This is a genomic window from Pseudooceanicola aestuarii (assembly GCF_010614805.1).
Taxonomy (GTDB): Bacteria; Pseudomonadota; Alphaproteobacteria; order Rhodobacterales; family Rhodobacteraceae; genus Pseudooceanicola; species Pseudooceanicola aestuarii.
Genome location: NZ_JAAFZC010000001.1, coordinates 797,501 through 819,412, shown reverse-complemented (window position 1 = coordinate 819,412; position 21,912 = coordinate 797,501). Strand labels below are relative to the sequence as shown.

The window sequence follows — 21,912 nt, the reverse complement described above, 5'->3', positions numbered from 1 at the left end:
GGTCGGGCGCCACACCTGTGGGATCGCTGGCGGGCTGTCTTTGAGGAGGGACGCCCCGCACCCCGGCGCAAAGGGAGGAAACAGATTTGGCACCTGTGTCGCAAGACGCGGGCGGGCTTGCGTCCGTCCCCGCACTGCTGGACCGCAATGCACGGCAGTTCGCGGACAAACCCGCCTATCGCGAGAAGGAATTCGGCATCTGGCAAAGCTGGACCTGGGCCGAAACCCGCGAGGAAATCCGCGCCCTGGCCCTGGGCCTGATCAAGCTGGGCGTGAACAAGGGCGATTTCATCGCCATCATCGGCGCGAACAGGCCGCATCTCTACTGGTCGATGGTATCGGCGCAGATGATCGGCGCGGTGCCCGTGCCGCTGTATTCCGACAGCGCGGCCGAGGAGATGGCCTATGTGCTGGATCATTGCGGCGCGCGGTTCGTCATCGCCGAGGATCAGGAGCAGGTCGACAAGGTGACCGAGGTGCGGGACCATCTGCCCGCCATTGAACAGATGATCTATCTGGATCCTCGCGGGCTGCGCAAATACGACCATTCCGTGCTTCATGCCTACCGTGCCGTGCAGGACAGCGGACGCGCAGCCGCGCCGGAGCTGAACGCCGAACTGGACCGCCGCCAATCCGCCGTCACCCGCGACGACATCTGCGTCATGCTCTATACCTCGGGCACGACGGGCAAGCCCAAGGGCGTGGTGCTGTCGAACCGCAACATCATCGAAACCTCCCGCGCGTCGTCGGAATTCGACACGCTGGGCGCGGGAGAGGAGGTCGTGGCCTACCTGCCCATGGCCTGGGTCGGGGATTTCATATTTTCGATCGGGCAGGCCTATTGGTCGGGTTTCTGCGTCAATTGCCCCGAAAGCGAAAGCACCCTGCAAACCGATCTGCGGGAGATCGGGCCGACCTATTATTTCGCCCCGCCCCGCGTGTTCGAGACGCAGCTGACCAACGTCATGATCCGCATGGAGGACGCGACCCGGTTCAAGAAATGGCTGTTCGACCGCTCCATGTCCCATGCCCGCAAGGTCGGGGGGGACATTCTGGACGGGAAATCCGTGGGCACGATGGACCGGCTGAAATACTGGCTGGGGGACATGTTCATCTATGGCCCGCTGAAAAACACCCTTGGCCTCAGCCGGGTGCGCGTCGGGTACACGGCGGGAGAGGCGATCGGGCCCGAGATCTTTGACTTCTATCGCTCTCTCGGGATCAACCTGAAACAGCTTTATGGCCAGACGGAGGCCTCGGTCTTCATCACCCAGCAGCCCGACGGGCAGGTGCGCTCCGATACCGTGGGCGTGGCCTCCCCAGGGGTGGAGCTGCGGATCGACGACAATGGAGAGGTGTTCTACCGCTCTCCGGGGACGTTCGAATATTACTACAAGAACGCGGACAGCACCGCCTCCACCAAGGATGCAGAGGGCTGGGTGGCGACCGGCGATGCCGGCTTCATCGAAACGGACACCGGCCACCTGCGGATCATCGACCGGGCCAAGGACGTGGGCAAGATGGCCGACGGGTCGATGTTCGCGCCTAAATATGTCGAGAACAAGCTGAAGTTCTATCCCAACATCCTGGAGGCGGTGGTGTTCGGCAATGGCCGTGATCGCTGCTGCGCCTTCATCAATATCGACCTGACGGCGGTGGGCAACTGGGCGGAGCGGAACAACATCGCCTATTCCTCCTATCAGGAGCTGGCGGGCCATCCCCAGGTGATGGACACGGTGCAGGCCCATGTGGAGGAAGTGAATACCGCCGTCGCGCAGGACGAGATGCTGTCGGGCTGCCAGGTGCACCGTTTTGTCATCCTGCACAAGGAACTGGACGCCGACGACGGCGAGATGACGCGGACCCGCAAGGTGCGCCGCCGCATCATCGAGGAGAAATATTCCGATATCATCGATGCGCTCTACGACGGGTCCGATCGGATCTCCACCCGGACGGAGGTCACCTACGAGGACGGGCGCAAGGGCTACATCTCCGCCACGCTGGAGATCCGCGACGCCAAAACGGTGCCGGTGTCCGCGCCCGGACAGGTGGCCGCGGAATGACGGGGCTTGCAGCACAGACAGGGGGCGACATGCCGGACCAGAGCGAAGGCTACGTGACCGCCGATGGCCGCAAGATCGGCGCGGTGGTGATGGAGATGCAGAACATCACCCTGCGGTTCGGCGGCGTGGTGGCGATCAAGGATATCTCCTTTGACATCCGGCAAGGCGAAATCCGCGCCATCATCGGGCCGAACGGCGCGGGCAAGTCGTCCATGCTGAACGTCATTTCAGGGTTCTACATCCCGCAGGAGGGCGCGGTTCTCTACAAGGGCAGCAAGCGCCCGCCGATGAAACCCTATGAAGTGGCGCGCCAGGGCATCGCGCGTACGTTCCAGAACATCGCCCTGTTCGAGGGCATGTCGGTTCTGGACAATGTGATGACCGGGCGACTGAACTACATGAAATCCAACATTCTGCAACAGGCGCTGTGGCGCGGCGCGGCGGAGCGGGAAGAAACCGCCAACCGCGAGGTTGTGGAAAAGGTCATCGACTTCCTGGAAATCCAAAGCATCCGCAAGACGCCGGTGTCGCGCCTGCCCTACGGGTTGAAGAAACGGGTGGAGCTGGCCCGCGCGCTGGCCGCCGAACCGTCCCTTCTGCTTCTGGATGAGCCGATGGCCGGCATGAATGTGGAGGAAAAGGAGGACATGAGCCGCTTTATCCTCGATGTGAACGACGAATTCGGCACGACCATCGCGCTGATCGAACACGACATGGGCGTGGTCATGGATATCTCCGACCGCGTCGTGGTGATGGATTACGGCAAGAAGATCGGCGACGGCACCCCCGACGAGGTGCGCGCCAACCAGGCGGTGATCGACGCCTACCTGGGGGTGGCCCATGACTGACCAACGTCCCGACAACGCGCAATCAGGGGGGGAGCGGCACAATGCCTGAACAATTGGTCTTTGCGATGGAGGTCTTCCTGAACGGCCTGATGGCCGGGGTGCTCTATTCGCTGGTGGCGCTGGGCTTTGTCCTGATCTTCAAGGCCTCGGGCGTGTTCAACTACGCCCAGGGGGTCATGGCGCTGTTCGCCGCGCTGACCCTGGTGGGGATCATGGAGGGGCAGGTGCCCTTTGCCCATCTGATCAATGCGATCTTCGGCACCGAGATCCACCATTTCGGCTGGCACGTGCCCGCCCTGCTGGGGATCTTGCTGACGGCGGTGGTGATGGTCGGGCTGGCCTGGCTGGTGAACACGCTGATCATGAAGCATCTGGTCAATCAGGAGCCCATCATCCTGTTCATGGCCACCATCGGTCTCGCCTATTTCATGGAAGGTCTGGGCGACCTGATGTGGGGCGCGGACATCAAGAAGATGGATGTGGGCCTGCCGCAGGGCATCAACCTGTGGATCGACGAGGCCACGTTCGAGATCTTCGGCTACGGGTTCTTCATCGACAATCTGGATATCTGGGCGACCGTGATCGCCATCGTCCTCGTCGCCGCGCTGATGCTGTTCAGCCAATACACCAAACAGGGCCGGGCCATGCGCGCCGTGGCCGATGATCACCAGGCGGCGCTGTCTGTGGGCATCTCGCTGAACTTCATCTGGGTGCTGGTCTGGTCCATCGCCGGGTTTGTCGCGCTGGTCGCGGGGATCATGTGGGGCACCAAATCCGGGGTCCAGTTCTCCCTGTCGCTGATCGCGCTGAAGGCGCTGCCGGTTCTTATGCTGGGCGGATTTACCTCCATCCCCGGTGCCATCGTGGGCGGGCTGATCATCGGCGTGGGCGAGAAGCTGTTCGAATTCGCCATCGGCCCGCTGGTCGGCGGCGCGACGGAGAACTGGTTTGCCTATGTGCTGGCGCTTCTTTTCCTCGTCTTCCGGCCTCAGGGCCTGTTCGGCGACAAGATCATCGAAAGGGTCTGACCATGCACGCGATCCCGATCCGCCGCGCTCCGCGTGCCACGACCAGCCCCGAAAACCGGACGAAGGGATAAGAAGATGTTCTACCGCGAAGCCGGTGATTTCAAGACGACCTACGCCAAGGACAGCCAGACCTTTCCGATCAGGTTCGACCGCTACCGCTACTACGTGGTCATGGCCGTGGCGATCCTGGTGGTGCCTTTCGTGGTCAACGACTATTGGGCCAGCGCCGTTCTGCTGCCGTTCCTGATCTACGCCATCGCCGCGATCGGGCTGAACATCCTGACGGGCTATTGCGGGCAGGTGTCCCTGGGCACGGGCGGGTTCATGGCCGTGGGGGCCTATGCCTGCTACAAGCTGATGACGGCGATGCCGGATGTGAACATCTTCTTCCACGTCATCCTGTCGGGGCTGATCACGGCGGGCGTGGGGGTGCTGTTCGGCCTGCCCAGCCTGCGGATCAAGGGGTTCTACCTGGCGGTGGCAACCCTGGCAGCGCAGTTCTTCCTGGTGTGGCTGTTCAACAAGGTGCCGTGGTTCTACAACAATTCCGCCTCTGGCCAGATCTCGGCGCCCACCCGCACCGTCTTCGGGGCCGAAGTGACGGGCCCGACCGCCTCGGCCGAGGTGAAGTACCTGTTCTGCCTGGCCTTTGTCATCGCCACCGCCTGGATCGCGCGCAACCTGACGCGCGGTTCGCTGGGCCGCAAATGGATGGCGATCCGCGACATGGACATCGCCGCCGAGATCATCGGGGTGAATCCGCTGGCGTCGAAACTGTCGGCCTTTGCCGTGTCCTCCTTCTTCGTGGGGATCGCGGGGGCGCTGTTCTTCGCCGTCTATCTGGGCGCGGTCGAGGTCGGCGAGGTCTACGGCATCAATAAGTCGTTCCTGGTGCTGTTCATGATCATCATCGGCGGGCTGGGGTCGATCTTCGGCAGCTTTGCCGGCGCGGCCTTCATCGTGCTGCTGCCGGTGTTCCTGAAAAACGTGCTGGTCGGCCAGTTCGGCTGGGCCACGGACCTGGCGGCGCATCTGGAGATCATGATCCTGGGGCTGCTGATCATCGTGTTCCTCGTGCTGGAGCCGCATGGCCTGGCGCAGCTCTGGCGGATCACCAAGGAGAAACTGAGGCTCTGGCCCTTCCCGCATTAGGAAGGGACCAGACCGGGCGGACCGCGGGAACAACCCGTGGCCAAGACACCATCGGCACAGACCAAGGGAGGATCATATCCGATGAAAACGAAACTGCTTGCGGCATTGACCGCGACGATCATGGGCGCGGCGCCGGCCCTGGCCGACCTGACGATCCCGACGCTGAACTACCGCACCGGGCCCTATGCCCCCTCGGGCATCCCTTATGCGGACGGGTTCAGCGATTACCTGACGCTGCTGAACGAACGTGACGGCGGCATCGGCGGCGAGATGATCGACGAGAAGGAATGCGAAACCGGCTACAACACCGAAAAAGGTGTGGAATGCTATGAACAGACCAAGGCTGACGGTCTGATCTACATCCCGCAATCCACCGGCATCACCTATCAGCTGATCCCGAAAGCATCGGCTGACAACATCCCCGTCTGGTCCGTTGCCTATGGCCGCACCTCTGCCGTGAACGGCAAGGTCTTCGAATGGATCTTCAACATGCCCGTGACCTATTGGGACGGCGCCTCGGTCGCGGTGAAATACGCGATGGAGGAGGAGGGCGGATCGCTCGACGGGAAGAAGATCGCATTGATCTACCACAATTCCGCCTACGGGAAGGAGCCGATCCGCACGCTGGAGGCGCTGTCGGAGAAACACGGGTTCGAGCTGCTGCCGCTGGCGGTGGATCACCCCGGTCAGGAGCAGAAATCGCAATGGCTTCAGATCCGTCGGGAGCGTCCAGACTACGTGCTGATGTGGGGCTGGGGCGTGATGAACCAGGTCGCCATACAGGAGGCCGCCAACATCCGCTTCCCGATGGACAAGTTCATCGGCGTCTGGTGGTCCGGGTCCGAGGCCGACGTTGTTCCGGTAGGCGCGGGGGCAAACGGTTATAAATCGCTGAACTTCCACGGCACCGGATCCGAATTCCCGGCCATGCAGGAAATCAAGTCGATGGTGATCGACGCTGGCATGGGGGCTGGTGACGGCTCCAAGTTCGGGGAAGTCGGTTACAACCGTGGCGTCTTTGCCGCCGCTGTCACGACCGAGGCGATCCGCCAGGCACAGGAAGCCAGCGGGAAATCCGACATTTCCCCGTCGGATCTGCGCGACGCGATGGAAAGCCTGGAGATCACCGAAGATCGTTGGTCCGAAATGGGCCTGCCCGGTTTCGCGCCCGCGATCTCCGTTACCTGCGCGGTCCATTCCTCGCCTCGTCTTGCGGCGGTTCAGCAATGGGATGCCGAGGCCGGGGAGTGGAACCTGCTGACCGACTTCATGGAACCCGATTTCGACGTGGTCGACCCGCTGATCGAAGAGGATTCCATGGCCTATGCCGCAGAAGCCGGAATCGAACCGCGCAGCTGCGAGTGATGTGAAGGGTCCGGGGCGTGCGCGACGTGCCGCGCGCCCCGGATCACCGACGTGACCACCGGGCCCACCCCCCAGTTCCGAGGTTCCAGATGACCGACGCCGACACGCTTACCGCTCCCGCTGCCGAGACCGCCCCCGAGGGCGCGCCGCTGCTGGAGGTCAACAATATCGAAGTGATCTACAATTCCGTCATCCTGGTGCTGAAGGGCGTGTCCCTCAGCGTGCCCAAGGGGGGGATCACGGCCCTGCTGGGCGGCAATGGCGCGGGCAAGACCACGACGCTGAAGGCCGTGTCGAACCTGCTGCGCTCTGAACGGGGGGAGGTGACAAAGGGAACGATCACCTACCGGGGCGACCGGGTGGCCAATCTGGACCCCGCCGCGCTTGTGAAGAAGGGGGTGATCCAGGTGATGGAGGGGCGTCATTGCTTTGAACACCTGACGGTCGAGGAAAACCTGATGACCGGCGCTTATACGCGCAGTTCCTCCCGTGCCGAGATCGAGACGGATCTTGAGAAGGTCTACACCTATTTTCCGCGCCTCAAGGAACGGCGCAAAAGCCAGGCGGGCTATACCTCAGGCGGTGAGCAGCAGATGGTGGCGATCGGGCGGGCGCTGATGTCACGTCCCGAAACCATCCTGCTGGACGAACCGTCGATGGGCCTGGCGCCACAGTTGGTCGAAGAGATCTTCAATATCGTCAAAAGCCTGAACGAGAACGAAGGCGCGACCTTCCTTCTGGCCGAACAGAACACCAACGTGGCGCTGCGGTTCGCGCATTACGGCTATATCCTGGAATCCGGGCGGATCGTGATGGACGGCCCCGCCGCCCAGCTGCGCGAAAATCCGGACGTCAAGGAATTCTACCTCGGCATGTCGGAGGAGGGGCGCAAGTCCTTTCGTGACGTGCGGTCCTATCGCCGTCGGAAACGGTGGCTGGCCTGATCCCGGCCCCGTTTCGACAGGCAGACCTGACACCGGCCCGCACAGGGCGCCCCGAACACCTGGAGGCATGAGGCATGGCGCGACATTTCGATACCCTGGAAACCCGCAGCGCGGATGAACGCGCCGATACCATGCGCCGCGAACTGCCGCGTCAACTGGCGGCGGCACGCGGGCTGCCCGGTTATGCCGCGACGCTGGCGGAGGTCGATCCCGACGCCATTACCGGGGTGGAGACGCTGGCCAGCCTGCCGGTGCTGCGCAAGTCCGACCTGGTGGCGCGACAGGCGGCTTCCGCGCCGTTTGGCGGGCTGACCACATTGCCGGTCAGCGGCTTTGCCCATGTGTTTCAGTCGCCGGGACCGATTTACGAGCCGGGCGGGCGCGGCCATGATTGGTGGCGGATGGGCCGGTTCCTGCATGCCTGCGGCATCGGCAAGGGCGATATCGTGCAGAACTGCTTTGGCTACCACCTGACGCCGGCCGGCATGATCTTCGAGAACGGCGCGCGCGCGGTTGGCGCTGCGGTGCTGCCCGCCGGGACCGGCCAGACCGATTTGCAGGCTCGCGCGGCCCATGATGTCGGTGTCACCGCCTATGCCGGGACCCCCGATTACCTGAAGGTGATCCTCGACCGCGCCGAGGATCTGGGCCTGCCGTTGCGGATCACCCGTGCGGCGGTGGGCGGCGGGGCGCTGTTCCCCTCGTTGCGGCAGGAATACGCGGATCGCGGTATCACCTGCCTGCAAAGCTATGCCACCGCCGATCTGGGAAATATCGCCTACGAATCCGCCGCGATGGACGGCATGATCGTCGATGAAGGTGTGATCGTGGAGATCGTCACCCCCGGCACCGGCACCCCCGTGGCCGAGGGGGAGGTGGGGGAGGTCGTCGTGACCTCCCTGAACCCTGATTACCCGCTGATCCGGTTCGCCACCGGCGATCTGTCGGCCGTGATGCCCGGCCACAGCCCCTGCGGGCGGACCAACATGCGGATCAAGGGGTGGATGGGCCGCGCCGACCAGACGACCAAGATCAAGGGCATGTTCGTGCGCCCCGAACAGGTCGCTGCCCTGGTCGCCCGCCACAGCGAGGTCCATCGCGCCCGCGTCATTGCCCGGCGGGAGGGAGAGCGCGACCTGATGATCGTCCGGCTGGAGGCCGACGGCGCGGCGGGCGATGGCGGGGAACGCTATGCCGCTTCGGTGGTTGACGCGCTGAAGATGAAAGCCACGATCGAAGTGGTGCCGCGCGGCAGCCTTCCCAATGACGGCAAGGTGATCGAGGATCAGCGCAGCTACGATTGACCGGCCCCCTCCTGCCCCGGATGGTTGTCGGAACGGAGGAACCGCGAATGAAACTTGTCCGCTTGCTGAGGATGTTGAAGGCGCTGCCGGTGCTGGCCCTGGGGGCAACCGCGCTGCCCGTGACCGCCGGCGATGTGGCGCTGGTGCTGGTCAACGGACAGTACCGGCAGCTGGAAGATCCGCGCGTGCCCGATGTCGCCCGGTTCTATACCCGCGTCCTGGAAAACGCCGGATTCGACGTGATCGAAGGCACGGACCGCACCGCCCCGGAGATGCGCCGCCTGGCGGCCGAATTCTCCCGCGCCCTGGAGGAGGACGCCGCCAACCGCGTGGTGATCATGCTGGGCGGGCACATGGTGCGCGGCTCCGCTGATACGTTTCTTCTGGGGCGCGATGCGCTGCTGGACGGCCCCTTCGGGCTGGCGGCAGAGGGGCTGCCGCTGGGCGCGCTGACCGCCGTTCTGGAAACCGCGCAGGGCAAGGCGCTGGTGCTGATGGCGGAGCCGGACCGGCCGTTGGACCCGGTCGCGGGATTGCAGATCGGCACCGATGGCGTGACAGCCCCGCAGGGCGTGACGCTGGCGCGCGGCGGGGCGCGGCCCCTGCTGTCGCTGCTGCGGGACACGCTGCTGGACGACGGCGCCACCTATGCCGCCGCCGCGCGGTTGGCGCCCGGCGGGGTCGCGCTGTCGGGGTTCGTCTCGCCGCACTACGGGTTGGCGGGGGCGGGCGGGACACCGCAGGACGATGACACGACGTCGGGCATCGATACCGGGGAGCTGGCCTATTGGAACGCCGTGCGCGATATCGGCACCATCGACGCGCTGGAGGCCTATTTGCGGCGCTACCCCTCGGGGCGGTTCGTGACCGAGGCCAGGCGCCAGGTCCGCGATCTGCGGGAGGCACCGCTGCGTGACGCCCAAAGCGCGGAAACCGCCCTGAACCTCGGCCGTGATGACCGGCGGCAGGTACAGCGCAACCTGTCGCTGCTGGATTTCAACCCGCGCGGCATCGACGGCATCTTTGGTCCCGGTTCGCGTGCCGCGATCAAGGATTGGCAGGCCGATCGCGGCTTTGACGCGACCACCTATCTGACCCGCGCCCAGGTCACGCAATTGCAGCAGGAGGCCGACCGCCGGGCCGCCGCGCTGGAGGAGGAGGCCCGCCGCCGCCGCGCCGCCGAAGAACGGCGGGACCGGGCGTTCTGGTCCGACCTGGGGGATCCCAAGTCGGAGGATTCGCTGCGCGCCTACCTGGAACGCTATCCCGACGGGGTGTTCGCCGATCAGGCGCAGGCTCGGCTGGATGAGATCGAGGCAGAGCGCCGCCGCCAGGCCAACGCAGAGCTGCGCCGCGCATGGGAAGACACCCGCGCCCGCGACACGATCCCCGCCTATCGCCAGTTTCTGGAGGCTTATCCGCGCTCGCCCTTTGCCGATACGGCGCAGGCCCGGCTGGAGGAATTGCAGGACAATGCGCGCGGTTCCGGTGCGCGGGACGCGGCCCGAGCGGAGGAGGAGCGGATCGTCGGCAATAGTGTGACCCGCCTTCTGGTGGAACGTCGGCTGTCGCAGCTGGGGCTGGATCCGGGGCCTGTTGACGGCAACCTGGACCGGCAGGCCCGCCGTGCCATTCGTCGGTTCCAGCGCGACCAGGGGGTGGACCCCACCGGCTTTGTCACCCAGCAGACCATGGTGCTGATGCTGGCGGTAGGGCGGTGATTTCAGCGGCGCCGGGGGATGGACCTTCGGCGCCGCGAACAAGCCGCATCGCGCAGTCCCGACCTGGCATTTCCCACCCCCCAACAGCAAAAAACCGCCCCAGGGGGCGGTTTCTCGTCAAATCGTCGCTAAGCGCCGGGCTATCAGCCCTGGCGTGCCTTGAACCGGCGCTGCGTCTTGTTGATGACGTAGACGCGGCCCTTGCGGCGCACCACGCGGCAATCGCGGTGGCGGCTTTTCAGCGAGCGGAGCGAGTTACGTACCTTCATGGTCGTCTCCTACTGTCGCGGCGCGGCTCGCGCCTGGTTTCGCGGTGGCGCCGGGGACCGGAGCCGATGAAATCATGGTGGGCGATACTGGGATCGAACCAGTGACCCCTTCGATGTCAACGAAGTGCTCTACCGCTGAGCTAATCGCCCATGATACCGTTCGGTTCCTGCCCCCCAATAAAAGGGGCGCGGGAGGTCCGCGCCGGTTCGGTGGTCTATAAAAGGGTTCGAAGCGGGGATCAAGGGCCTTTCCGCACACTTGTTCCCGGACTATCATGTTTTCCAGAGCGGAGCAGCCATGACCCTGACACCCTTTGAGATTTTCAGCCCGGACCAGGTCACGACCTCGGTCGTTTTCGCCTCTCCGCACAGCGGGCGGGATTACGGGGCGGCGTTTCTGAGCCGGTCGATTCTCAGCGCCCATGACATCCGCTCTTCCGAGGATGCCTTTGTCGATCAGCTGTTCGATTGCGTGCCGGATTTCGGGGCCCCGCTGCTGTGCGCCCATGCGCCGCGCGCCTATGTCGACCTGAATCGTGGCCCGGACGAACTGGACCCGGCCGTGATCGAAGGGGTCCGCCGACGCGGACACAATCCGCGCATCGCCTCCGGGCTGGGGGTGATTCCCCGCGTCGTCGCCAATGGCCGCCCGATCTATCGTGGCAAGCTGCCCCTGGCAGAGGCGCATCGGCGCCTCAGTACCGCATGGCACCCCTATCACGACGCGCTGGAGGATCTGCTGCGCGCCGCGCAACGCCGGTTCGGCGAGGCGATACTGGTGGATTGCCATTCCATGCCCCACGAGGCGGTCGATTGTATTGCCCGCAACGGCGCGCCACGGCCCGACGTGGTGATCGGCGACCGGTTCGGCGCGTCGGCCGATGGCGCGCTGGTTGATCGGATCGAGACGATCCTGGCCGGCGCGGGGCTGAATGTAGTGCGCAACGCCCCCTTTGCCGGGGCCTATGTCACGCAGCGCTACGGCCGCCCCGGGCGCAACCAGCATGCGGTTCAGATCGAATTCGATCGGGCATTGTACATGGATGAGCAGACTTTGAGGCCTACCGCCGGGTTCGCGGAAATGCGCCAGCTGCTGCGCGTCGTGGTCGGTGCCGTCGCCGAACTGGGGCGCCCGGCGCTGCCGCTGGCGGCGGAATAAGGTCAGCGCAGCGCGCGGCCCTTGATGATGGCATCGGCGCCGAATTTCTCCCGAATCGCGTCGGTGGCGCGCTCCGCCTGGCTGCGACGGGCGGCGTCAGGGTCCAGAAGATCGCCCAGCCGGTCGGCGGCGGTGTCGGGCACCAGATCCGACAGCCCCACCCCGATCAGGCGATAGGGCCCCTGGGCGCCGACCTGGTCAAACAGCGCCCGCGCCTCCCGGTATAGAACATCGGCCAGCTGCGTGGCGTCGCGCAGCGCATGGCGGCGGGTCAGGGCGGAATGGTTCGCGCGTTTCAGCTTCAGCGTTACGACGCGTCCGGCCAGCCCGCGCGCCTTGGCCCTGCCAGAAGCCTTTTCTGCCAGGCGCCAGATATGTCCATCCAGAAGATCGGGGTCGGCGGTATCCTCGAAAAACGTCGTCTCGTTGGAGATCGACTTGACCGGCGAATGCGCGGAGACACGGCGCCGGTCCTGCCCGCGCGCCAGGTGCCACAGCCGGTCCCCCATGCTGCCGAACCGTGCGGCCAGGTCGCGCCGATCCCAGCGGCGCAGATCACTGAAGCTGCGGATGCCGGCGGTTTCCAGCGTGGCGAGGGTCGCGGGGCCGACGCCCCAGATGTCGCGCACCGGCCGGGGGGCCAGAAAATCCTCCGTCTCGGCGGCGCCTATGACGGAGAACCCGTGCGGCTTGTCCAGATCGGAGGCAAGCTTGGCCAGGAACTTGTTGTGCGACAACCCGATGGAGCCGGTCAGCCCCAGTTCGTCGCGCATCCGGCGAACCAGCCGGGCCAGCATCCAGGCGGGAGAGTGGCCGTGCAGCCGCGCGGTGCCGGTCAGATCCAGGAAGGCCTCGTCCAGGGACAGGGGTTCGATGGCGGGGGTCAGCTCCTCCATCATGGCGCGGATCGCGCGGGAGGCTTCGACATAGGCGGACATTCGGGGTTTGATCACCACCGCCTCGGGGCAGAGCTTTAGCGCCTGGAACATCGGCATGGCAGAGCGGACCCCCCGGATCCGCGCGATATAGCAGGCGGTGGAGACAACGCCGCGCCGCCCGCCGCCGATGATCACCGGCTTGCCCGCCAGGTCGGGATTGTCGCGTTTCTCGACCGAGGCAAAGAACGCGTCGCAATCCATATGCGCGATGCTCAGCCGCTCCATCTCCGCATGGGCTACCACACGCCGCGACCGGCAGGTGGGGCAGGCGGGCGCCATGGCGAATTCGGCAAGGCAGTCGCGGCACAGGGCAGGGATCGGCGCGGACATGGCAACAGGGACCGGGAAACAGGGCGAGACACCACAAATCTATCCCAGCCCGCGGGTAGAGAACAGATGCGGAATACCGGCGGCGGCAAGCGGGGCGCCGTGGTCGCCCCCGGTGCACCTGTCGCCTGTCCGGTGTCGCCTGCCCGGAGGGGAGCGTCAGCGGATTTCGGCGAGAATCGCGCGGGCTGCGGCGGCGGGGTCTTCGGCCTGCCAGACCGGGCGCCCGACGACGATATGATCCGCGCCCGCGTTCAGGGCGGCGGCTGGGGTGGCGATGCGCTTCTGGTCACCGCTGGCCGCGCCTGCTGGGCGCACGCCGGGGGTGACGATCAGGCGGCCCTCTGCCTGGGGCAGGGCGCGGATGGCGGCGGCCTCCCTGGGGGAGGCGATGACCCCATGGGCGCCGGTTTCGAACGCGCGCGCGGCCCGCTCGACCACCAGTTCGGACAGATCGCCGGGCTGGATCAGGCCGTCGTCCAGATCGGCGCGATCCAGCGAGGTGAGGATGGTCACCGCCAGAATCTGCGTGGCGCTGGTGCCGGCCCCCTCGCGGGCGGCACGCACCACGTGGGGGTCACCATGTACGGTCAGGAAATCCAGATCGAATTGCACCAGCCCGCGCACGGCGGCCTCCACCGTGGCGCCGATGTCGAACAATTTCATGTCCAGGAAGATCCGCTTCCCCTGCTCCTGCTTCAACTCGTTGGCAAGGGCCAGCCCGCCGCCAGTCAGCATGCCCAGCCCGATCTTGTAGAAGGACACGGCATCACCCAGGCGCGTCGCCAGTTCCAGCCCGGCCGGGGCATGGGGCACGTCCATCGCGACGATCAGGCGGTCATCAGCAGGAAAAAAAGCGGGGGCGGAGGTGGCGTTCTTCATGTCGCGTGGAATGAAGCGCTCTCCGCCCCCAGTCAAGGCTTAAAGCCTTGGGGCAGTTGGTGAGGCAATCGGAAGAGCCTCAAGGCAAGGAAATGTCAGAAAGGTTTGCAGGAAATTTGCAGGATTCAGATGCGCGGGGGCTGGGAGCGGAAAAACGGGGCCAGGCTGGCGGCGGGACAGAATGAACCGCCAGCCCGGCACCCAGTCACGCGGCGTGGTAAAGCTCCGGGGTCCAGACCTGCCGGGCAGACGCGATACAAGCCTGGGGGACTTTATCAACCGGCTGGTCCATGGAGGACCGGGAGCGCAGGGACGCGCCGCAATGGTGTGTCATCCGGGCGGCAGCAGACAACCGGACAGAAATTTCCGCCTGATCGGCGTCGAGATCCGTCATGACGGAGACGGGGTAACGATAGGTCGCGCCTGCGTCTTCGACTGTGGCCATGGCCTCGAACGAGGCGCAGGCTGCGTTATAGCGAAGCGCGGCGAGCGTAACTGTCAGTGTCATAGTGCCGGTCCCGATAGGTCCGCCCGGATTATGGCCCGAAGCAGAGAGTTGCTATGTAAGGCACTGGTTAGAAAGGAAACTCTTACGTCGTTGAAATACAAGTATACGGCTTTGCAAAAATCATCAATAAAAATTTGCAAGGACGTCATGCGCAATTTTGCATGGAGGGGGTCAAGCGCCTGTCAGGCCACAATATATGTGGTTACTCAGGCGTATCCGCCCAAGATGCTTGCCGTCTTTTGACCCTACGTCAGGCGGCGCGGCGCAGGATCCGCTCCCACAGGGTATTGGTCGCGCTGTGGACCGCGGCGGGAATCTCGCTCAGGTGCGGCAGATCGGGACGCTTGCGATTCGACCGCAGGGCGGTGGTGCCGCGCTCGTGGCGGCGCAGGGCCAGCCGGGTCATGGCCTCGGAGACGCGGGGGTAATCCATGTCCAGCGGGGCCCGCAAACTGATCGGGTAGGTAAAGGTCTCGCCGTGCCGGGTGAGCGTCACGAGGGCTTCGAAGGCGCGATCCGCCGCATTGTAGCGGATGTCGGAAATTCGGGTCTCGGGGCGTTTCATGCTCTGTTCCTTTCCCTGACCTGGTGCCTGTCTGATCGCTGTCACGGGGGCGATTTCCCCGCGATGGCGTGTCAGACAAACGGATGACGGAGCTTGCAGGTTCCATTTTAGCGCTCAAGTCCGCTTGAACGGAGGGGCAGTCTCCCCATCTTTGAAGGGAGGTTCCCGAGGGGCGCGCCTGTTCAGGGCGCCACGGGCGGAACGCTTGTCAGAAGGAGAAACCCATGGACTTGAGCAAGTTCACGGAGCGGTCGCGCGGCTTCATCCAGTCGGCGCAGACGATCGCCATTCGGGACAATCACCAACGTCTGGTGCCCGAACATATCTTGAAAGCGCTGATGGATGACAGCGAAGGCCTGGCCGCGAACCTGATCCGCAAGGCCGGTGGGGATCCCGCCGCCGTGCAGCAGGCGGTCGATCTGGCCCTGGGCAAGGTGCCCGCCGTCACTGGCGACGCCGGCCAGACCTACATGGACAATGCCACCGTAAAGGTTCTGACGGAGGCGGAGAAGGTCGCGCAGAAGGCGCGCGACAGCTTTGTGCCCGTCGAACGGCTGCTGACCGCGCTGGCGCTGGTCCGCTCCGCCGCGAAGGACGCGCTGGAAACCGGCGGCGTCACGGCGCAAAAGCTGAACGAGGCGATCAACGACATCCGCCGTGGCCGCACCGCCGATAGCGCCAGCGCCGAAGACACGTTCGAGGCGCTGGAGAAATATGCCCGCGATCTGACCCGCGCGGCGGAGGAAGGCAAGATCGACCCGATCATCGGCCGTGACGACGAGATCCGCCGCGCCATGCAGGTTCTGTCCCGCCGGACCAAGAACAACCCGGTCCTGATCGGGGATCCGGGCGTCGGCAAGACCGCCATCGCCGAGGGGCTGGCCCTGCGCATCGTCAACGGCGACGTGCCCGAAAGCCTGCGGGACAAACGCCTGCTGGCGCTGGACATGGGCGCGCTGATCGCCGGGGCCAAGTATCGCGGCGAATTCGAGGAGCGCCTGAAATCCATCCTGAAGGAAGTGGAAAGCGCCGAGGGCGAGGTGATCCTGTTCATCGACGAGATGCATACCCTGGTGGGCGCGGGCAAGGCCGATGGCGCCATGGACGCCGCCAACCTGATCAAACCTGCGCTTGCGCGGGGTGAGTTGCATTGCGTCGGCGCCACCACGCTGGACGAATATCGCAAGCATGTGGAGAAGGACGCCGCCCTGGCGCGCCGTTTCCAGCCGGTGCTGGTCAGCGAACCGACGGTGGAGGACACGATTTCCATCCTGCGCGGGATCAAGGAGAAGTACGAGCTGCACCATGGCGTGCGGATCTCGGATGCGGCGCTGGTGGCGGCCTCGACGTTGTCGAACCGCTATATCACCGACCGGTTCCTGCCCGACAAGGCGATTGACCTGGTGGACGAAGCCGCCAGCCGTCTGCGCATGGAGGTCGACAGCAAGCCGGAAGAGCTGGACCAGCTCGACCGCCAGATCCTGCAAATGCAGATCGAGGCGGAGGCCCTGAAGAAGGAAGACGACAGCGCCTCCCGCGATCGGCTGGAGCATCTGGAGCGGGATCTGGCGGATCTTCAGGATCGCGCTTCGGAGATGACGGCCAAGTGGCAGGCAGAGCGGGACAAGCTGGCCTCTGCCCGGGAGTTGAAGGAACAGCTGGACCGTGCCCGTGCCGATCTGGAAATCGCCAAGCGGCAGGGCGATCTGGCCCGCGCGGGAGAGCTGTCCTATGGCATCATCCCACAGCTGGAAAAACAGCTGGGCGAGGCGGAGCAGCAGGAAGCGGAGGGCGTGATGGTCGAGGAAGCCGTGCGCCCCGAGCAGATCGCCCAGGTGGTCGAACGCTGGACCGGCATCCCCACCGCCCGCATGCTGGAAGGCGAGCGGGAGAAACTGTTGCGCATGGAGGACGAATTGCACCGCCGGGTGATCGGTCAGCACAATGCCGTGCGGGCCGTGGCCAACGCGGTGCGCCGGGCGCGGGCCGGTCTGAATGACGAGAACAGGCCGCTGGGTTCGTTTCTCTTCCTCGGGCCGACGGGTGTCGGCAAGACAGAGCTGACGAAGGCCGTCGCCGAATTCCTGTTCGACGACGATCAGGCCATGGTGCGCATCGACATGTCGGAATTCATGGAGAAGCACTCCGTGGCCCGGCTGATTGGGGCGCCGCCGGGATATGTCGGCTACGACGAGGGTGGTGTCCTGACGGAGGCGGTGCGCCGCCGGCCCTATCAGGTCGTGCTGTTCGACGAGGTGGAGAAGGCGCATCCGGATGTGTTCAACGTGCTGCTTCAGGTGCTGGACGACGGGGTGCTGACCGATGGCCAGGGTCGCCGTGTGGATTTCAAGCAGACGCTGATCGTGTTGACCTCCAACCTTGGCGCGCAGGCGCTCAGCCAATTGCCCGAAGGTGGCGACAGCGCGCAGGCGCGGCGCGACGTGATGGATGCGGTGCGGGCCCATTTCCGGCCCGAATTCCTGAACCGTCTGGATGAAACGATCCTGTTCGACCGGCTGGCCCGGGCGGATATGGACGGCATCGTCGATATCCAGATGGCACGGCTGCTGAAGCGGTTGTCTTCTCGCAAGATACGTCTGGAACTGGACCAGGACGCCCGGACCTGGCTCGCCGACGAGGGCTACGACCCGATCTTTGGCGCCCGTCCGCTGAAGCGGGTGATCCAGCGCGCCCTTCAGGATCCGTTGGCCGAGGCCCTGCTGTCAGGCGAGATCGCGGATGGCACCATTGTTCCGGTGACTGCCGGGCCGGACGGGTTGATCATCGGCGACAGGCTGGGCCGATCGGACCGCGATGCGCCCGACCACGCCACGCTGCACTGATCCTGGCCAAGGCCCGCCCTCGCCGGCGGGCCTTTTTCGTGAGGTCGGCCTCCCGTTTCCTGCGCTGATGGGACCGGGGGCAGCCGCGACGGCATCGCCATCTTGCAAGGCGTCCGCCGCAGCGACAGCGCCGCCGCCACCGCAGCGCGCCGAAACCGCGCCTGCCGCCATTGTCGCCGGATGCCATCCCTTTTCTTCCGGGCGCGGCCCACTAGGGTGTCATCAACCCGCAATGATGCGGGCGTAGATCCCGGAACGCGCGACGGCGCGGGACGGCAGAAGAAAGAGGCGTGGCAGATGGTTGTGGTTTGGGTGATCCTGGAATGGCTGGCACTGCTGTTCGTGCTGATGCTGGGGATCGGGGTGCTGGCCGTGCTGGCCATGTTTGTCCTCGATCGCCGCAACCGGGAGGACGCGGTGCGCCGCAACTACCCCGTCATCGGTCGGTTCCGCAGCCTGTTCACCGAGCTGGGGGAATTCTTCCGGCAGTACTTCTTTGCCATGGATCGTGAGGAAATGCCGTTCAACCGCGCCCAGCGAGACTGGGTCTACAACGCGGGCAAGGGGCACGGGAACATGGTGGCCTTCGGGTCGACGCGCAACCTGTCCATTCCCGGCACCTCGATCTTCGTCAACGATACCTTTCCGCCACTGGACGATCAGTTCGCCCAGACCCAGCCACTGGAAATCGGGCCGACGGCGCGGTTGCCGTACCGGGCGCCCTCGGTCTTCAACATCTCGGGCATGTCCTTTGGCGCCCTGTCACGACCGGCGGTGCGGGCGCTGAGCCGGGGCGCGGCCGAGGCGGGGATCTGGATGAACACCGGGGAGGGCGGCCTGTCCCGGTATCACCTGGAAGGAGGCTGTGACCTGGTGTTCCAGATCGGCACCGCGAAATACGGCGTTCGGGATGAACACGGTCACCTCAGCGACGACCGTCTGCGCGATGTCGCAGCCCATGATCAGGTCCGCATGTTCGAATTGAAGCTGGCGCAGGGGGCCAAGCCGGGCAAGGGCGGTATCCTGCCGGCGGAAAAGGTGGATGCGGAGATCGCGGCCATCCGGGGCATTCCCGAGGGTGTCGCCTCCATTTCGCCCAACCGGCACGTGGAAATTCCGGACTTCCCTTCGCTGCTGGACATGATCGGCCACATCCGGGAGGTGACCGGCAAACCCGTGGGGTTCAAGACGGTGATCGGCTCGTCCGACGCCTACGAAGCCCTGTTCGAGGAGATTTTGCGCCGGGGCGCCGACCACGCCCCCGATTTCATCACCATCGACGGCGGAGAGGGCGGCACCGGCGCCGCGCCGATGCCGTTGATGGACCTGGTGGGGATGCCTCTTCGGGAGGCACTGCTGCGCATGGTCGACATGCGCGACCGGTTCGGCCTGAAGGACCGCATCCGCCTCATCGCCAGCGGCAAACTGGTGAATCCCTCCGACGTGGCCTGGGCGATTTGCGCCGGCGCCGATTTCGTCACCACGGCGCGGGGGTTCATGTTCTCCCTGGGCTGCATCCAGGCGCTGAAATGCGACCGCAACACCTGCCCCACCGGTGTCACTACCCATGACCCGCATCTTCAGCGCGGCCTGGTGCCCGAGGAAAAATACCGCAAGGTCGCCAATTACGCCCGCCAGATCACCCATGAGGTGGAGATCATCGCCCATTCCGTGGGCGTCGCCGAACCCCGCCTGATGCGGCGGCGGCATGTGCGGGTCGTGCAGGCGGGGGGCGATTCCGTGGTGCTGCGCCATCTGCGGCCCAGCGTCCTGCCCGATGATGCCCGGATCGCTGCCTTGAACGCGGGCGAAAGCGGATCTGGCGGTACGGAATTGTTTCAATCCGCCGACGCAGACGTGAGAAGCTCTGATTAGGAGGAAACCGCCGGACGCTTTACCTCGTATATCAAGCATATCACGAGGAGAGACAGCCGATGCCCCGCCCCTGGAAAAGCCATTTCACCGAAAACGACGTCACGCCTCAGGGGATGTACCTCAGCCGGCGGTCGCTGATCGCGGGGGCCGCGGGCCTTGGTGTCGGCTCCATCGCCGGTCCGGCCCTGGCTGCCCCCCAGGGGCTGGAGCCGAACACGCTGGAAGACGTCACCAATTACAACAATTACTATGAATTCGGCACCGGCAAGACCGACCCGGCCGAAAACGCCCACACCCTGACCACCGCGCCGTGGTCGGTGAAGATCGACGGCCTGGTGGACAAGCCCGGCGACTACGCGCTGGAGGACATCCTGAAGGGCAAGCAGATCGAGGAGCGGATCTACCGCCTGCGTTGCGTGGAAGCCTGGTCGATGGTGATCCCCTGGAACGGGTTCGAACTGCGCGCCCTGCTGGAGCAGGTGGGCGTGCAATCCGGGGCGAAATACGTGGCTTTCGAAACCGCGCAACGCCCCGAGGAAATGCCGGGCCTGCGCTATCCGGTGCTGGACTGGCCTTACCGCGAGGGCCTGCGCCTGGACGAGGCGATGCATCCGCTGACCCTGATGGCCACCGGCCTCTACGGTCAGGATCTGCCCAACCAGAACGGCGCCCCGCTGCGCCTGGTCGTTCCGTGGAAATACGGCTTCAAGGGCATCAAGAGCATCGTGCGCATCACCTTGCAGGAGGACATGCCCTTCACCAGCTGGAATGACGCGAACGCCAGCGAATACGGCTTCTATTCCAACGTGAACCCCGAAGTGCGCCACCCCCGGTGGAGCCAGGCGACCGAACGGGTGATCGGCGCAGGCCTGTTCGGCAGCCGCCGCGACACCGAGATGTTCAACGGCTATGGAGAGGAAGTCGCCTCTCTCTATGCCGGGATGGACCTCCAGAAGAACATCTGACCGGTGGGGGAAATCGGCATGGCACTCACGGCAGCGCTTGGACAAGGCAGGGATCACGTGGTCGGACGGATCAACGGCGTGCTACGTCGTGTCCCAGCGTGGCCCTTGTATATAGTAGGGGCCGTTCCGCCGATCTGGCTGTTCATCTCCGGTGTCACCGGAGGGCTGGGCGTGGATCCGGTAAAGGTGATGGAGCACCAGATGGGCGAATGGGGCCTGTGGTTGCTGATCGCCGGGCTGGCCGTCACGCCGCTGCGGCGCCATGTCGGTCTGAACCTGCTGAAGTTCCGCCGCGCGATCGGTCTGCTGACGTTCTTCTACATTCTGGGCCATCTGCTGGTCTGGCTGGTGCTGGACGTCCAGATCCTGTCGCAGGTCTGGGCCGATATCCTGAAGCGCCCCTATATCACCGTCGGCATGGCGGCATTCGTCCTGATGATCCCGCTGGCCGTGACCTCCAACAACCGTTCGATCCGCCGGCTTGGTTCGAAATGGCGCAAGCTGCACAAGGCGGTCTATGCGGTGGCGATCCTGGGGGCGCTGCACTTCGTGCTACTGGTCAAGGGGTTTCAACTGGAGCCGCTGATCTACCTTGCCGCCATTCTGTTCCTGCTGGCCCTCCGGGTTCGGCTGCCCCGGCGGCGGCGCGCCTGAAATCCCGCATGTCTCCCTCCATGTGCATGGCGTGCCATCCGGCCCGGCTCCGATAATGGGCCGGGCCGTTTTCTTTTCCCCCGATTCCGCAATGCGAGGGGGGCAGCGACTCGCGATGACACCCATTTCCGGTGAATCGCGTCGGCGATTCATCGGAAATGGGTGCTGATTCAGGCTGCTTCTGGGGATAAGTCTGTGAGTAACGTGATTGAGTCCGAAATCTCACGGGAACGAGAGCAGTAGGTCCGGCTGCGTAGGGCCGGTGGCGCGAAAAATGCAATGCATAACCCACTGTTATTTATAGGAAAATCATCTTCATGTAAGAAAAGTGACGTTTCTTTTGAAAAAGCGCTTGCGGACCCCCGGTGCTATCCGTAAATACCCCCTCACCGGCGGCGCTGAGGCGCACAACGGAACGCCAGACGGAACGACGGAGCGACGCTCTAAAGGGACAGACGGTAGAAAACATTGAGGCATCTGAAGCGGGTCGCGCCAGAAAGTA

Annotated in this window: 18 protein-coding genes and 1 tRNA gene; 13 read left to right on the top strand and 6 right to left on the bottom strand. The window is 64.9% G+C overall.

Annotated elements, in window-relative coordinates:
• The first annotated feature begins 86 nt into the window (after positions 1-86).
• From G5A46_RS03815 to G5A46_RS03780, 8 genes are all read left to right on the top strand, one after another.
• Positions 87-2,063, top strand: coding sequence for an AMP-binding protein (locus G5A46_RS03815; RefSeq protein WP_204318684.1), 1,977 nt, complete (start codon positions 87-89; stop codon positions 2,061-2,063).
• Between the two features lie 29 nt (positions 2,064-2,092).
• Positions 2,093-2,911 carry an ABC transporter ATP-binding protein gene (locus G5A46_RS03810; protein WP_163847444.1) on the top strand — a complete coding sequence of 273 codons (819 nt, stop codon included), beginning with the start codon at positions 2,093-2,095 and terminating at the stop codon, positions 2,909-2,911.
• Positions 2,912-2,952: 41 nt separating this feature from the next.
• Entirely contained in the window at positions 2,953-3,939 is a 987-nt protein-coding gene (locus G5A46_RS03805) for a branched-chain amino acid ABC transporter permease (protein WP_163847441.1), read from the top strand.
• A gap of 75 nt (positions 3,940-4,014) precedes the next feature.
• Entirely contained in the window at positions 4,015-5,091 is a 1,077-nt protein-coding gene (locus G5A46_RS03800; RefSeq protein ID WP_163847438.1) for a branched-chain amino acid ABC transporter permease, read from the top strand.
• A gap of 81 nt (positions 5,092-5,172) precedes the next feature.
• A complete protein-coding gene (locus tag G5A46_RS03795; RefSeq protein WP_163847434.1) occupies positions 5,173-6,456 on the top strand; it encodes an ABC transporter substrate-binding protein in 1,284 nt (427 codons plus the stop codon).
• 89 nt (positions 6,457-6,545) lie between these two features.
• Entirely contained in the window at positions 6,546-7,400 is an 855-nt protein-coding gene (locus G5A46_RS03790) for an ABC transporter ATP-binding protein (protein ID WP_163847432.1), read from the top strand.
• A 74-nt stretch (positions 7,401-7,474) separates the two neighbouring features.
• Complete coding sequence (locus G5A46_RS03785; protein ID WP_163847430.1) at positions 7,475-8,704, top strand: phenylacetate--CoA ligase family protein; 1,230 nt, start codon at positions 7,475-7,477, stop codon at positions 8,702-8,704.
• 47 nt (positions 8,705-8,751) lie between these two features.
• On the top strand, positions 8,752-10,425 hold the full coding sequence (locus G5A46_RS03780; protein ID WP_163847428.1) for a peptidoglycan-binding protein: 1,674 nt from the start codon (positions 8,752-8,754) through the stop codon (positions 10,423-10,425).
• A 143-nt stretch (positions 10,426-10,568) separates the two neighbouring features.
• Here the strand turns inward: G5A46_RS03780 and ykgO are convergent, their stop codons facing one another.
• Together ykgO and G5A46_RS03770 are read right to left on the bottom strand one after the other, a co-directional pair.
• Positions 10,569-10,694, bottom strand: a complete 126-nt coding sequence (ykgO, locus tag G5A46_RS03775) for a type B 50S ribosomal protein L36 (RefSeq protein ID WP_028287243.1) — start codon at positions 10,692-10,694, stop codon at positions 10,569-10,571.
• 75 nt (positions 10,695-10,769) lie between these two features.
• Positions 10,770-10,844 (bottom strand) — tRNA-Val (locus G5A46_RS03770).
• 148 nt (positions 10,845-10,992) lie between these two features.
• Between G5A46_RS03770 and G5A46_RS03765 the strand changes: the two genes are divergently transcribed.
• On the top strand, positions 10,993-11,853 hold the full coding sequence (locus G5A46_RS03765; protein WP_163847426.1) for an N-formylglutamate amidohydrolase: 861 nt from the start codon (positions 10,993-10,995) through the stop codon (positions 11,851-11,853).
• 2 nt (positions 11,854-11,855) lie between these two features.
• On the opposite strand, the gene G5A46_RS03760 is transcribed toward G5A46_RS03765, so the two are convergent.
• The 4 genes from G5A46_RS03760 to G5A46_RS03745 form a co-directional block, all read right to left on the bottom strand.
• Positions 11,856-13,109: a DNA polymerase IV gene (locus tag G5A46_RS03760; protein WP_163849869.1), complete on the bottom strand. Its 1,254-nt coding sequence runs from the start codon at positions 13,107-13,109 to the stop codon at positions 11,856-11,858.
• Between the two features lie 168 nt (positions 13,110-13,277).
• On the bottom strand, positions 13,278-14,000 hold the full coding sequence (pyrF, locus tag G5A46_RS03755; RefSeq protein WP_163849868.1) for an orotidine-5'-phosphate decarboxylase: 723 nt from the start codon (positions 13,998-14,000) through the stop codon (positions 13,278-13,280).
• 205 nt (positions 14,001-14,205) lie between these two features.
• Positions 14,206-14,508 carry a hypothetical protein gene (locus G5A46_RS03750; RefSeq protein WP_163847424.1) on the bottom strand — a complete coding sequence of 101 codons (303 nt, stop codon included), beginning with the start codon at positions 14,506-14,508 and terminating at the stop codon, positions 14,206-14,208.
• Between the two features lie 250 nt (positions 14,509-14,758).
• Complete coding sequence (locus G5A46_RS03745) at positions 14,759-15,073, bottom strand: hypothetical protein (protein WP_163847422.1); 315 nt, start codon at positions 15,071-15,073, stop codon at positions 14,759-14,761.
• A gap of 224 nt (positions 15,074-15,297) precedes the next feature.
• Here G5A46_RS03745 and clpB point away from each other — a divergent pair, with 224 nt between their 5' ends.
• From clpB to msrQ, 4 genes are all read left to right on the top strand, one after another.
• The gene (clpB, locus tag G5A46_RS03740) at positions 15,298-17,916 is read left to right on the top strand and encodes an ATP-dependent chaperone ClpB (protein ID WP_163847421.1); all 2,619 of its coding nucleotides are present in this window, start codon (positions 15,298-15,300) and stop codon (positions 17,914-17,916) included.
• 297 nt (positions 17,917-18,213) lie between these two features.
• Positions 18,214-19,791: an FMN-binding glutamate synthase family protein gene (locus tag G5A46_RS03735; protein ID WP_163847419.1), complete on the top strand. Its 1,578-nt coding sequence runs from the start codon at positions 18,214-18,216 to the stop codon at positions 19,789-19,791.
• 59 nt (positions 19,792-19,850) lie between these two features.
• On the top strand, positions 19,851-20,756 hold the full coding sequence (gene msrP / locus G5A46_RS03730; protein WP_163847416.1) for a protein-methionine-sulfoxide reductase catalytic subunit MsrP: 906 nt from the start codon (positions 19,851-19,853) through the stop codon (positions 20,754-20,756).
• Positions 20,757-20,774: 18 nt separating this feature from the next.
• Complete coding sequence (gene msrQ, locus G5A46_RS03725; RefSeq protein WP_163847414.1) at positions 20,775-21,410, top strand: protein-methionine-sulfoxide reductase heme-binding subunit MsrQ; 636 nt, start codon at positions 20,775-20,777, stop codon at positions 21,408-21,410.
• Positions 21,411-21,912: the final 502 nt, after the last annotated feature.

What these genes read in the sequence shown, in the direction of transcription:
- G5A46_RS03790 (WP_163847432.1), top strand. Translation starts at nt 6,546, where the DNA reads ATGACCGACGCCGACACGCTTACCGCTCCCGCTGCCGAGACCGCCCCC.
- msrQ (WP_163847414.1), top strand. Translation starts at nt 20,775, where the DNA reads ATGGCACTCACGGCAGCGCTTGGACAAGGCAGGGATCACGTGGTCGGA.
- G5A46_RS03785 (WP_163847430.1), top strand. Translation starts at nt 7,475, where the DNA reads ATGGCGCGACATTTCGATACCCTGGAAACCCGCAGCGCGGATGAACGC.
- ykgO (WP_028287243.1), bottom strand. Translation starts at nt 10,694, where the DNA reads ATGAAGGTACGTAACTCGCTCCGCTCGCTGAAAAGCCGCCACCGCGAT.
- G5A46_RS03745 (WP_163847422.1), bottom strand. Translation starts at nt 15,073, where the DNA reads ATGAAACGCCCCGAGACCCGAATTTCCGACATCCGCTACAATGCGGCG.
- G5A46_RS03805 (WP_163847441.1), top strand. Translation starts at nt 2,953, where the DNA reads ATGCCTGAACAATTGGTCTTTGCGATGGAGGTCTTCCTGAACGGCCTG.
- G5A46_RS03780 (WP_163847428.1), top strand. Translation starts at nt 8,752, where the DNA reads ATGAAACTTGTCCGCTTGCTGAGGATGTTGAAGGCGCTGCCGGTGCTG.
- G5A46_RS03800 (WP_163847438.1), top strand. Translation starts at nt 4,015, where the DNA reads ATGTTCTACCGCGAAGCCGGTGATTTCAAGACGACCTACGCCAAGGAC.
- G5A46_RS03795 (WP_163847434.1), top strand. Translation starts at nt 5,173, where the DNA reads ATGAAAACGAAACTGCTTGCGGCATTGACCGCGACGATCATGGGCGCG.
- clpB (WP_163847421.1), top strand. Translation starts at nt 15,298, where the DNA reads ATGGACTTGAGCAAGTTCACGGAGCGGTCGCGCGGCTTCATCCAGTCG.
- G5A46_RS03765 (WP_163847426.1), top strand. Translation starts at nt 10,993, where the DNA reads ATGACCCTGACACCCTTTGAGATTTTCAGCCCGGACCAGGTCACGACC.
- pyrF (WP_163849868.1), bottom strand. Translation starts at nt 14,000, where the DNA reads ATGAAGAACGCCACCTCCGCCCCCGCTTTTTTTCCTGCTGATGACCGC.
- G5A46_RS03810 (WP_163847444.1), top strand. Translation starts at nt 2,093, where the DNA reads ATGCCGGACCAGAGCGAAGGCTACGTGACCGCCGATGGCCGCAAGATC.
- msrP (WP_163847416.1), top strand. Translation starts at nt 19,851, where the DNA reads ATGCCCCGCCCCTGGAAAAGCCATTTCACCGAAAACGACGTCACGCCT.
- G5A46_RS03750 (WP_163847424.1), bottom strand. Translation starts at nt 14,508, where the DNA reads ATGACACTGACAGTTACGCTCGCCGCGCTTCGCTATAACGCAGCCTGC.
- G5A46_RS03735 (WP_163847419.1), top strand. Translation starts at nt 18,214, where the DNA reads ATGGTTGTGGTTTGGGTGATCCTGGAATGGCTGGCACTGCTGTTCGTG.